The sequence below is a fragment of the Sporosarcina sp. SAFN-010 genome (assembly GCF_059415065.1).
Window position 1 is genome coordinate 52,851 of sequence record NZ_JBPFDS010000002.1, and the last position, 12,463, is coordinate 65,313.

Below are 12,463 nucleotides of genomic sequence, written 5' to 3' on the forward strand. Positions count from 1 at the left end.
CCTCCATGACTTCACCTGTTCTAATAATCATTCCCGCATATAACGAAGAAGCAACGATTTTACATACAGTGGAAACGATTGAGACTTCCACCCTTTATGATTATATAGTAATCAATGACGGTTCAACAGACCGCACGCTAAGTATTTTGAAAGAACATCAAAAACCCTATATCTCGCTCCCTATAAATCTTGGAATCGGCGGTGCCATGCAAACGGGTTATCAATATGCACATCGTCAGGGATACGACTACGCCATGCAGCTTGATGCAGATGGTCAGCACAATCCTGCTGATATTGAGCATTTACTACAAAGCATTCAAGAAGGTGACTACGATATGGTCATCGGATCCCGATTTCTCGAGAAGACTTCTTACAAGGGTTCTATTGTACGAAGAGCTGGGATCTTATACTTTTACTACCTTCTCAAGTGGATTGCGAAAATCGAGGTATACGATCCTACATCCGGCTACCGGATTGTGAACAAACCTGTCATTGCCTTATTTGCAAAGGACTACCCTGTGGACTATCCAGAAGTCGAAGTGTTAGTCACACTTTCCCGCAAAAAGTTCCGTATTAAAGAAATTAAAACAGAAATGAAGGACCGCCAAGGGGGCGCTTCCAGCATTACAAACGTAAAAGGATTGTACTATATGGTAAAAGTGACATTCTTTTCGGTGATTCGATCATTTCTATAAGAAGGAGTTACATTTCATGTCCGCAACGATTCAACTCATTACATTCTTAGCAGCGTTTCTCTTCTTTATGCAAGTGGTCTATCTCACTTCAAAGAACAAGCTCCATGACAAATATGCCTTTTTATGGATCATGTTTGCGCTCGTTGGCATTGCCGCTTCATTTTGTTTGCCATTGTTGAACAGATTCGCAAAACAAATCGGAATTACTTACATGCCATCACTCGTATTCATGTCTGCATTCCTAGTCGTTCTAGTGTTGTTAACATACCAGACAGTCGTCATCTCTAGACACGAAAAACTCATCAAACAGTTGGTTCAAGAAATCGCTTTTTTAGATCAACGTACAGAAAAATCCGAAATGAGAAATGAAAAATGACTATTAATCATATCCTCTTAATCGCTTTGAACACAACGATTCTTGTAATAGGACAGTTCCTATGGAAAATCGGCATGACTAAAAAAGAAGCCGACTTCTCATCTGTCTTCGGAATTTTAAAGCTCTTATTTTCTCCTTATATCTTTTCCGGCCTCGTGATGTATGGCTTTGCAACTGTTCTTTGGCTCTTCATCTTATCAAAGGTCCAGCTCAGTGTTGCGTACCCCCTTCAGTCATTCGCCTATCTGTTCACTGTGATAGGAGCTTACTTTGTATTCGGTGAACCCATCACACTTTGGAAAGTTGTGGGTGTATTATGCATAATGCTGGGTGTCTCCATTATCGGGATATCCGAAGCCCATTTGTAGAATTCCTTTTAATAGAAAATCAAAAGAAGTACCCTTGATAACTTACTCAAAGGATACTTCTTTTTCATATATTACTTCAACTCCTCACTAATTCAGTGTCAATTGACTATGAAGCCCTTAAGTTCCCCGTATTATCACTTTATTTCATTTTCATAAAGGTTCCTGAAATAATTATGTAATTTATACTGCTTGGTTCTCATAAACCTATGTAGTATCACCCTTCTATATCTAGATTTACATATACGTGGAACATAGAACTATTTAATTATTAATATCCCTAGTTTTTATTTAACAATAGTTATAAAAACCCATTTTATCTAAAAATAAAAATAGGTCCTTATACTAAATAACTATTGTGAAATAGCTGAATTTTAGTTAATATAACGAAGAGTCCTAAGAAGTAGTAATCTTTCTACTCTTTGTGATTTACTATCATTTCTCAAAGGAGTGTTTTAACATCAAAAAACTCACATTTAATTTACTCATCCTCGGCATCTCCCTAACAGGGCTATTCCTAGGTAGCAATTCAGTATCTGCTCAAACTGCAGGCATCCTTCCATTCGATCAGACGAGCACAATTATGCTTACTCCAGAAAACCCGAAAGTTATTTACACCCTTGATCTAAAAGAACCAGGTAAGATATCGACAACTATTCGCTCTTATTTTCCATACGCAGACTATCAAATTCTAGATGAAGATGGTACCCGTATTGTGGATGGAAGCATGTATTCTGGGTCTCCAAATACACCAGATACAGAAATGTATTCTACCCATTTAGAAAAGGGTCGCTATACAATTCATTTTAGTACTTCACGTAGCTTTCCAGAGGGTGTTTCATCCAAAAAGTTCACTATTCTTCCAGAGTTTTCTGCCACAAAGAATAATGAAATAGAACCAAATGACGGTACTGAGCTAGCCGAATTACTACCGTTAGATAATCAGCCTGTCCGAGGCTTAATCAGTTGGTCGGAAACGAGTGATTATTTTAAGATTGAGTTAAAAGAAGCAGGTAAAGTATCCTTTGATTACAATGGCTACTTTAAATCTAGTTCAATTACTCTTCTCGACAAAAACGGAGAATCAATCTTTAATGAGACGCTTTATAGCGGTCAAGAATTCACCCCTCAGAAATATTCTAATTCTACCTATTTGGAAGCAGGAACATACTACTTTAAAATCTCTAAATACGCATGGCAAAATCTTACTGGCGTTTATACACTACAAGCTTCCTTCCAAGCTGCTTCTAGCGATGACGTAGAACCGAACAACGGAACCGAAATCGCGCAGGACCTACTTTTAGGAGAAGCAAATCAAGGTTTAATCAGTTGGAACGATCAAATCGACTACTATCAATTCGATGTACCTAACGCTATGAAGCTTAACCTTTCTGCTCATTCATATTTCAAGTATTTCAATATCGAAGTGTTTAACAAAAATGGTGATAATCTTCTCAATAAAAGCCTTTACGACGGTGCGGAAAACAATCCTGAAAAATTCTCTACCGAAATCGAGCTCGCTAAAGGAACGTATTTCGTGAAAATCTCAAAAAGTACTTGGTATTCAAATCACGGTCTCTACCGAATTCTAATCAGTGATCCCTCCGCAAATAAAAACTTTATAGACGTAACTCCTGCATATAAGGATGCAGTAGACTACTTAGTCAAGAACAAAATTACACAAGGAACTTCGAGCACAACTTTCGGAATCTCCACCAAAATCAAACGTATTGATGCTGCAATAATGCTTGCTAAAGCGCTTGGTATCGAAGGATTTGAGACAAGTTCTTCAGTATATAAAGATGTTCCTAGCCGTGGATTCGGTGCAGTAAATGCGCTATCTAAGCGCGGAATTATGAAAGGAAAGTCAGATACGTTATTTGGAGCAGATTCTTATTTAACACGAGGCGAAGTTGCCCTCATTTTGACACGTGCTTATTCACTGGATGGAACTGGGACAACTACTAACTTTGCAGACGTTTCTTCCAGCTATAAAAATGCAGTGAATGCATTAGTAAAGAATAACATTACTCAAGGCAAATCCCCTTCTCTATTTGGGACAACTTCATCTATTACTCGTGGTGAAATTGCAATTTTCTTATATCGTGCGAGTCTTCTTTCAAAATAAGTAGCAATACCCAGTAGATGTAAACTAAAAGCGGCACAGAGAATTTCTCTGTGCCGCTTTTCTATTTATTTCAGTAGCATAGTCATTCATAATAACAATCCTATTATATATCTCTCATCTACAGTACTCTATCGAGGAAGAAAACATTTTCGACTCCCTAATTACCTTACATGATTTCATAAAAACTTACTTTCTCATTTATACAGCAAGACAGTTTCGCTATCGTCCCACATACTAGCAATAAGCGTTCCTCCCCAACAGGAATATGCTTTTTTATACAATATTCGATTTGTCCTATCAATGGAGTAAATAGCCTGTCTGTCTCTCTCCCCAGCGAACTTAGATTCACGTTTTCGTTAAAGTTTACCTTCACTTATTCGACAATCGTGCGCTGTTGATTGTTTACCGCTAGATAGTCCTCGAATGAGTCTACAACTAAGACCAACATTACATTGGGTTCAACCATACTATCTATAACGTAGCCCGTATATTTTTTAATACCATCTCAGAATAAGAGTTGGCTAAGTGTAATCAGGATTTCGTTTGCTAAAATGAGTCTTTTTCTACTTTTCCACGTTTTTCTCCTCCTTATCGACTTAAACTCCATAACCTAAATTTTATTAATCTTCGTAAGTAAAGCTCATTTACTTCTTTTTAAATCCACTACTCGCTACAGTTTTGCAACATCGTATTTTTACAAATACTAGTTCAAGGAAATTAATGAATTCTTACTTCTACCTTGACTGCTCAATATATCTATTTAACTATTGTACAGTTCTGATAATCCATATACTATAAAAAGGTAACTCACACGAGCTGCATGGATCCTATCTGATGAAATAGGTGGACTATCCACTCATTAATAGACCCCTGCATGCATCAACGAAAAGGAGCAACACCTATGGAGAAACTTAAATTTGCTGCAATTATTTTAGCACTCTCTTTAATCGGGCTATTCTTCAATACACATTCGGTATTTGCTGAAACGAATGGAAATCTGCAGTTCGATGAAAAGACCACGATTTCTTTAACACCTGAAAATCCAACAGCCACATATACTATTAATTTGCCAGAACCAGGAAAGCTAACTGGAATAATAGAAGCCTATTTCGAGCATGCTCCCTACCAGATAAAGGATGAAAATGGAGTCGATGTTGTCAATGATTTTCTATATCTAGGAACCTCATCCACACCCACAATTAAAAACCTGGACATTCATTTAGAAGCGGGCCAATACACTGTCGAATTCCAAACTTCGAACATTTGGCCGGAAGGTGTAATGCAGAGGAACTTCTCTTTCCTTCCTAAATTCACACCTGCAGGAAACAATGAAAAAGAACCGAATAACGTAATGGAACAGGCTGAATTATTACCACTTACGAATTTTCCAATACGCGGATTTTTAAGTTGGTCTGACCCTGTGGATTATTATAAAATCCAATTGGATGAAGCTGGAAAATTATCTTTCGATTCCAATATGTTCATTCGGGATTGTGTCATGACGTTACTAGACGAGACCAGTGCGACTATTATTCAAAAGCATTTCATTAAAGGTAACGAATTCTCCCCTGAAAAGTATTCAGACTCAATCTATTTAGAAGCAGGAACGTACTATATTAAAGTTGGTGAATCTTCTAAACGCCTTTTTAATGGTGTCTACACGTTGCAAGCACGCTTCGATGCAGCAAATAGTCATGATGTCGAGCCCAACAACTCAATTGAGCTTGCGCAAGTAATGCCTATAGGAAAAGATTTTACCGGTCTAATGAGCTGGAATGATCAAGTCGACTACTACCAATTCGTTGCCTCAAATACTACGTTCTTCACGTTGTCAGCAATCTTCTATTTCAATGATTGTGAAATTGAAGTGCGCAACTCGGACGGGACACGGTTGCTCAACAAATCCATTTATGGCAGTTCTGAAAAGAATCCACAACAACTGGAGACAAGCTTAGATGTAACAAAAGGGACCTATTTTATTAAAATACAAAAATCTGCTGGTTCTTCAAAGCCTGGCCTCTATAAACTTTCAATTAAGGATCCTGCTGCTAGAAGAAACTTTACAGACGTATCCTCTGCCTATCAGGATGCTGTGGACTACTTAGTCAATAATAATATTGCAAAAGGAACATCCCGAACAACATTTGGCATTTCCGATAATGTCAAACGAATCGATGCAGCGGTGATGCTTGCCAAAGCACTTGGCATTAACGGTTCAAAAACAAGCACATTACTATTCAAAGATGTTCCTAGCCGTGCTACTGGTGCAGTGAAAGCATTGTCTGAACAGGGAATCATGAAAGGAAAGTCCGCTACATCATTTGGTTCTAATGATCAGTTAACACGCGGAGAAATTGCACTTATTTTGACACGTGCCTATAAATTAGACGGGAAGGGTACAAGCACAAACTTCACTGATGTCTCAGCCACTTACAAACCTGCAGTCGATGCACTCGTGAAAAATAAGATTACTCAAGGGAAATCTCCTTCCACGTTCGGGACGACTGATCCAATTACGCGTGGAGAAATCGCGATTTTCTTATATCGTGTGAGTCTCCTCAAACAATAAAAAACTAACTCAACAACTGTAAAAGCGTAGAGTCTTCAAGCATTGACTTAAGTTAATGAAACAAATAAAACATCTTTCGTTGAAAATAGTGTATAAACCTTATTCAATCAATGTGGAGGTGTTTTTTCTTATGGGGAAACGAGTAAGTTATCCTGCAGAATTTACAATGGAGGCGATTAAAATGCGTTTGGCTGGAATACATACATATTTCTATACCGGTGAAAAGACATGGATTTTTCCATAGCTTATCATATAACTTCAATATGTTTTCTCTTTCACAATACATTTTCTCCACTAATGTCTCCTCTTTATCAGGCAATTCATCAAGCTTAACCTCATGGATATTTTAAAAAAATCATCTCATTCTTAATAGGAAGTTAAAAGGAGTATTTTACAGGTATTAACAATTTTATAACCAAAAGGTGTTTCATAAAAGAATCCCCTATTCACCACTTTTGTTAGTCTTTTTTCTAGGTAAAAGAAAAAAAGCCCTCCAATCGATTGCTCGACTAGAGGGCTACCTCCTTCAATCACACAGCATCCTTTATAAATAGAGTGACACACGTGTTTAAAGAATATTAGAATTGCATTTTGACCAAGACTCCCAGACTAATTAATGTAAGGAGAGGCAATAAAACCAGATTGATTTTTACCATTTTTCACCGTTTGAGCTGGGTACCAAACAAACTGGTTCTTCGAATTTGAAGGTTCATTGTAAACTGGTGCGCCCAAAATCGTTAGTTTGTCCATTGAAGTTGTTGGTAATAGTTTTGATGATGTATTTGGATTCGACCGCATCCCTGTTCCAAAATAAGTAACGGTATCTCCTGTTTTCAATAACTCCTTAGATGTTGTAGCTGCTTTTGTCATATCGAAAATCATTTTATTAAACTGTATCGTATGATTCGTAGATTCTCCATAACTGAAGTCTTCTTTTATCATTCCAATTGAATTGATATTCGTATTCAATAGGCCATTTTTACGGAGCTCAAGATAAACTTTTTCTTGATAGGCATTCGGGTTTCTTTCGCCAGTCGATTGATAGAATGGGCTATTTACTGACTTTGTTCCATTATACGCCATGACCGCAAAATACCAGTGCTCCAGTTTTGCTGAATTATGGTCTGCAATTTTCGGTAAATCCTTTCGGTCGAAATTTGTTCGAAGGAAGTCCAAGCCTGCCTCAATATTGTACATTAAATCATATTTTAGCCGTGCCACATCATATCCAGTGGTGTTCGTGATTTGCATAAGCCCAATGCCACCGTCGTTACTAATAATCGGTTCGCCTTTTTCAGTGAACTGTTTCCAGCCATTACTTTCTACAGACACAAGTGCCTTTACAATTTCCGGCGGTATCTGAGTTTCCGCTTGTCTTGCAGCTTTCGTAAGCAAACAGTTCATGGTTTGCCGATCAGGATTTTCTCGACTTTCGGGATCATATCCGCACACATACACGGTTAAACGAAGCTCATCATTTAACGCTCGCGCTAGAAATGCCGAGAACTGAGCACGTGTTAACGACCTCGCTGGTTGAAAACGTCCGTCTGAATAGCCTTCGGTGACACCAAAAGTGATCACTTTACGAATATCTGAATAGCTACTGGAACTAATTGGTACATCATAAAACGAAAGCGCTTCTTCTTCCTCGAGTTTAAATGCACGTGCTAAAAAGCTCGCCATTTGTCCACGAGTCACCACTGCATTCGGACGAAATGCCCCATCTGTATATCCGTTAATGATTCCTGCTTCACTTGCCGATTGAATAGCCCCTGAAGCGGCACTTTGGTTACTTACATCCGAGAAAACAGTGTCCCTTTTTTCTGTTTTCAAATCGAGGGTTCTTGCAATCATCAAGGCTGCATCGCCGCGAGTCACATCATTATCCGGTGCAAACCGATTATTCTCAAACCCTCGAATTATACCTTTATCATACAAAAATCTCATGTGTTCAGCAAAAGGATGTTTACTATGTACATCCGAAAAACCTTCAGCCTTCACTGATCCTACATTCCCCAATAGAATTAAGGCAACTGATAAGAATAAAACGATTGCTTTTTTCAAAACCATCCCCCCTACCAGTAGCTTACTATAGTTCAAGTGTTTTGCAAAAAAAATTGGTTTTTATTGGTGATTTGGCGAAGAAAGGAAACTCGGTATACGCATCGTCATCCGGCGAAAAGTGGACACTCGATGATTTTATTTGTTTACAGTCCTTCACTTGACCTGAAAGGTATCTTCTAATGTATACGGATGTTTCGCAGAGCCTACTTGAATTTTCAATTTGTATTCCCCTTTTTCCAATTCGTACCGATCTAATACGATGCTGCGATTTTCCAGCGGCATGATTAAGTCTTCATCTTTATCCAGCTTCAGATACGACATGGACCATGCCGTTTCTATTTTTAATGGCATAGTTACAAATCCAGAATCCTCTTTTCTGACCACTTTTACCCACTCATCCTCTTTCTTTTTAAAAACTTCCAGATCCTTACTGTAGGAAATATAATTCGGACCCCAGTTCTCGATGATGAATGTAATGGTTTCGTTCTTTTTGTAAACATCCTTCATAACCTTCATAGCCATATTATACTGATCGAAAGTAGTAAAGAGCGGATCGTATCGAACATCCTTTACTTCGTTGTTTGCATCTCTGACTTTCACTGTATATCTATACAACTTACCAGACTCATTGGGAATCTTGACTTTTGACTCGTCCAGATTTGTCGTAGTGATTGAAAAAATCTCTTTCGCCTGTTCTGCATGCCTATTCACTTGCTCTAATGTTATTTCTGCGGTATACCCCTCTTTCAACTTTTTGGGCATGTCTGGTTCATAAACAGAACCGGGATACACTTCAATGGCTCCATTGAGACGGTAGGGATCATGAAGTCTAAAAACATTTCCTTGACCATAACGTTCCGTTCCAGCATTCACAACAGTTGCAAAGTTTTGGACGTATAAGTCTTGATAGGTCCCTTCGTAATTTTTTGTTTCCTTTTCTACTTCTATTTCTTTAGAACCGGTGCATCCCATAAGAAAAATACTTAACGTACTTATCGCAATAAGCCTCTTCATCATTTGCTCCTCCAATCTCTTATTTAGTTAGTCGTTCCATAATTGGAATAGTTTCACTTTGCGAAAAATTTTTATAGTAGGATGTAATAGTTAGTTTCTACTTAACAGTTTTTTTCATGAGACAATGCAACTTATTTAACTGGAATCTAAGAAAGCCTCTAACCGATTTCTCGATTAAAGGTCTTTTCCATTTATTCACCTATGGCCAATTCTGATTCATGTCTGATTTATACAGTGACTCACCTCTTTCTTCACAATTAACTTCAATGTCTTTTCCTATTTCCATTATCTAAGTTTAAGTTGGTCGTTCTCCCCTTCTCTAAACTCTTGTCAGTAGGGCAAAATGGTAAGGGATAGCTTTCGTGTGGATTCGTGATACAGCGCATGATTACATAGTAATAGGTACCTGACCGCCAGTCGTTTTTGCGTCGGGTAATGTTTGACGCTTCCTCAATAGCTGCACCATAGAGAATTGCTGTTACATCGAGATCTGCAATTGTCCGTCCAATACGGATAAGTTTCACCTGAGTGAGATTGATCCATATGATAGTGCCAAATGGATGGAAGAGCTGTTTTGGAACTTACCCGAAAGAAACAAAGATGTACCACCTGTGTGATTTGTTTCGGGTATCTCTATCACCACCCACCTCAACTACTATTACATAAACTTGTAACGTGCAAAACGTACACTAATCCACTTAACAATTAGTGTACTTTTCGCTATCAATTCATTCCGATATTCCCATAACTGCGTGTTGAGCAGGTACAATTAACTAATAAATAAACTAATTATTGTTCTCCTTTATATCATAATCCGATAAATTTTCATTAACTAATATACCGAACAACTTTTCTGAGTTCGCTTCATTCAAATCCGTGTATAAAACATGATTAGAATCAATAAGTTTAACTGTTTTACCATCAGGATTTATTGAAAGATAGTAATTCGTTGATACTCGATCCTTATTATCTATACTCTCAATACGAAATTCCCCAGAATTACTAATCGGTTCTTCTGGTTTTTCCCAATTTGCATTATCCATAATATCTTTTACTTTTAGGTAAATCTCTGAGTCATTTAACATTCTATATGCTTTATAGTCATCATTCCCATCATTGATGTCAATAATAAGATCGCCATCAGACTCAATGATCCCAATATCTATGTCATTATAGCTTTCTTCGCCTATACTATCTTTATTTACCTTCTTTTGTTCGGTGTTGTCAGCTTGTTTCTGTCCGTTTTCACTACAACCCGCAATGAATAAAACCGGCAACACAAGACCCCACATCAGTATTTTTCTCATTTTCATCGCAATTATCCCCATTCTCTAATTTAGTGTATCTTGCAAAATCACAATACAGAAGATTGAAATAGCAACTACACATAGATGCAACGTGACATGGAGCCTCTGCGGGCATTAGTACCAAGCCGGGAAGACTGCCATATCAAGGGCGGGCTTTGCCGAGGAAGGATATCATCCCCACCACTCCATGTAAAGTTCCAACGCCGGGTTTGGTTGCAATACTATGTACTTTCATTTTGCACTATACATTTAGTTAGTCCATCCAGGAATGGTATAGTTACATTTTTCATTGAAAATTTTGTAAAACAAGATAAATGAATCTTTTCCCACATATTTTTTTCATAAGACCTTGAAGTTTATTTAACTGAATGAATCAATTTCATAATTACTCTTTTTAGAAATACAAGGGGTTTCTCGATTTTTAATTTGTATTTCAAAAAACAGGAATTATGCTTTTTTTGTTCGAGTAACTTTGCGTTGATTCGATCTTCTGCTAGCTTTGATGCGTTGTAAATCAATACAAACAAATCGAGATGGACTTTTGCTCATTTTCTGGTTCGATATATGACGTTATTCTGGTGATAGAATTCTTTCAAATCCGCATTAACTCGCTCTACAGCTGTTCGGCGCTTAAATATCTTCTTCCATACTTTTGATCCTCGTGCGTCGCTGTGTTTTTACGAAGATCCGTCGTAATTCTGACTTTGTAGACCTTTTGACATTGGCCTTGGTTCAAAAGAGGACAGTCCTTACACTCAAGATGTGACGTATATTTCAAGGTTTCATAGATAGGTTCGAAATCATATCCTGCATCCAACGTATGATCGCGAATGAAAGGCAATTGGAACTGTTCCAGTCCTTTCAGTAATGGAATCTCTGCTTTTCCATCATTCAAATTACCCGAAGAGAATAAGGATTGAAGGATATATTGGCTGGAAGCACCTAACGCTAAAGGCACTCATGATTTCTTCGTATTGTCGGGTAGGTTCCATCTCATATAATTCTTGGATGCCAAATCTGTTGTCGTATAGTGGTCAAAGGGAGTAACACCAGTCTTTTGGGTTGTTTTAGTCGACATCCTTATACTAGACTTGGGGAGGTACTTCTTTATCAATGTCTTTAAACCCTTGGTGTGTAAGGGCTGAGAATCAGTAAATCCACTCAATAAGTTTCATTTTTATTCGGATATACCCTTTCCAATATTGCCTTTCTTCTTTGTTTACTACCACGAATACAAATATCACTATTAGGTTGTTTTTGTAAGATGGGTTTATACTTGTTGATAAATTTTAGTTCTTTACTTTTCCAACTACTTTTCTCATCAACATTATCATCTATAATCACGATACTAATTCTCATCTTGCCACTTTTCAATTCACAAGGGAGTATTCCAAATAACATTTCTGATTTTGTAGCTAAGTTACCAATATGTTCCCACACTCTCTTAAACATAGAAGTGTCAGATTTTCCTATATACAGATATTCCTTTTCATTTAAGACAAGCCCATATACTCCTGGTTTTTCAAAATCAGATAAAAAATCTAAGTTTGATAATTGATATAATAATTCACCTGGAATTTTGGTATGGTTAGATTTGCTTTCCATTTCTCCAACATCCTTTGCTCGTTTTTTCATTTCGCTTGATATTAAGTATAATGCTAATTCAAGTTTTACTCGATTTCTTAATAGGGAATGATTTTAAATGTAAAACTATTAGAATTTGCTATACCCCCAACATTGAACTCTCCAACTTAAAAGATTTGGTCATCGACTTCTGAGAAAATTATTTCATTTGCTTTCTCAACCGTCAACTTAAGTTCAAGACCTAAGATTAACTATACATTTCATTTTTTTCTTGTTAAAAGAATTCGAATATCCTCTTAGTTTTGTTCACTTAACCCAGCAAAATGTGTTTTAGAGAATATCAACTCCTTGTAACCCCAAA

At 37.4% G+C, this 12,463-nt stretch carries 9 protein-coding genes and 1 pseudogene; 5 read left to right on the plus strand and 5 right to left on the minus strand.

Annotation, left to right across the window (positions count from 1 at the left end; genetic code table 11):
* The first annotated feature begins 5 nt into the window (after window positions 1-5).
* From ACR65F_RS03215 to ACR65F_RS03235, 5 genes are all read left to right on the plus strand, one after another.
* Window positions 6-695: a glycosyltransferase family 2 protein gene (locus ACR65F_RS03215; RefSeq protein WP_440503259.1), complete on the plus strand. Its 690-nt coding sequence runs from the start codon at window positions 6-8 to the stop codon at window positions 693-695.
* 16 nt (window positions 696-711) lie between these two features.
* On the plus strand, window positions 712-1,071 hold the full coding sequence (locus ACR65F_RS03220) for a DUF2304 domain-containing protein (RefSeq protein WP_440503260.1): 360 nt from the start codon (window positions 712-714) through the stop codon (window positions 1,069-1,071).
* Window positions 1,068-1,439: an EamA family transporter gene (locus ACR65F_RS03225; protein WP_440503261.1), complete on the plus strand. Its 372-nt coding sequence runs from the start codon at window positions 1,068-1,070 to the stop codon at window positions 1,437-1,439. Before ACR65F_RS03220 ends, ACR65F_RS03225 begins: the two co-directional genes overlap by 4 nt.
* A gap of 580 nt (window positions 1,440-2,019) precedes the next feature.
* Entirely contained in the window at window positions 2,020-3,564 is a 1,545-nt protein-coding gene (locus ACR65F_RS03230) for an S-layer homology domain-containing protein (protein WP_440503262.1), read from the plus strand.
* Window positions 3,565-4,465: 901 nt separating this feature from the next.
* Complete coding sequence (locus ACR65F_RS03235; protein WP_440503263.1) at window positions 4,466-6,133, plus strand: S-layer homology domain-containing protein; 1,668 nt, start codon at window positions 4,466-4,468, stop codon at window positions 6,131-6,133.
* Window positions 6,134-6,742: 609 nt separating this feature from the next.
* On the opposite strand, the gene ACR65F_RS03240 is transcribed toward ACR65F_RS03235, so the two are convergent.
* From ACR65F_RS03240 to ACR65F_RS03260, 5 genes and pseudogenes are all read right to left on the minus strand, one after another.
* The gene (locus ACR65F_RS03240) at window positions 6,743-8,197 is read right to left on the minus strand and encodes an S-layer homology domain-containing protein (RefSeq protein ID WP_440503264.1); all 1,455 of its coding nucleotides are present in this window, start codon (window positions 8,195-8,197) and stop codon (window positions 6,743-6,745) included.
* A 153-nt stretch (window positions 8,198-8,350) separates the two neighbouring features.
* Window positions 8,351-9,211 (minus strand): immunoglobulin-like domain-containing protein, encoded by an 861-nt coding sequence (locus ACR65F_RS03245; protein WP_440503265.1) that lies wholly within the window; start codon window positions 9,209-9,211, stop codon window positions 8,351-8,353.
* A gap of 785 nt (window positions 9,212-9,996) precedes the next feature.
* Entirely contained in the window at window positions 9,997-10,524 is a 528-nt protein-coding gene (locus ACR65F_RS03250; RefSeq protein ID WP_440503266.1) for a hypothetical protein, read from the minus strand.
* A 446-nt stretch (window positions 10,525-10,970) separates the two neighbouring features.
* Window positions 10,971-11,470: pseudogene (locus ACR65F_RS03255) on the minus strand (transposase); the annotation flags it as partial.
* Between the two features lie 209 nt (window positions 11,471-11,679).
* Entirely contained in the window at window positions 11,680-12,123 is a 444-nt protein-coding gene (locus ACR65F_RS03260; protein ID WP_440503267.1) for a hypothetical protein, read from the minus strand.
* Window positions 12,124-12,463 lie beyond the last annotated feature (340 nt).

Bases quoted from the DNA above. Each gene is read 5' to 3' on its own strand.
- ACR65F_RS03225 (WP_440503261.1), top strand. From the start codon at position 1,068: ATGACTATTAATCATATCCTCTTAATCGCTTTGAACACAACGATTCTT.
- ACR65F_RS03250 (WP_440503266.1), bottom strand. From the start codon at position 10,524: ATGAAAATGAGAAAAATACTGATGTGGGGTCTTGTGTTGCCGGTTTTA.
- ACR65F_RS03245 (WP_440503265.1), bottom strand. From the start codon at position 9,211: ATGAAGAGGCTTATTGCGATAAGTACGTTAAGTATTTTTCTTATGGGA.
- ACR65F_RS03235 (WP_440503263.1), top strand. From the start codon at position 4,466: ATGGAGAAACTTAAATTTGCTGCAATTATTTTAGCACTCTCTTTAATC.
- ACR65F_RS03260 (WP_440503267.1), bottom strand. From the start codon at position 12,123: ATGGAAAGCAAATCTAACCATACCAAAATTCCAGGTGAATTATTATAT.
- ACR65F_RS03220 (WP_440503260.1), top strand. From the start codon at position 712: ATGTCCGCAACGATTCAACTCATTACATTCTTAGCAGCGTTTCTCTTC.
- ACR65F_RS03230 (WP_440503262.1), top strand. From the start codon at position 2,020: ATGCTTACTCCAGAAAACCCGAAAGTTATTTACACCCTTGATCTAAAA.
- ACR65F_RS03215 (WP_440503259.1), top strand. From the start codon at position 6: ATGACTTCACCTGTTCTAATAATCATTCCCGCATATAACGAAGAAGCA.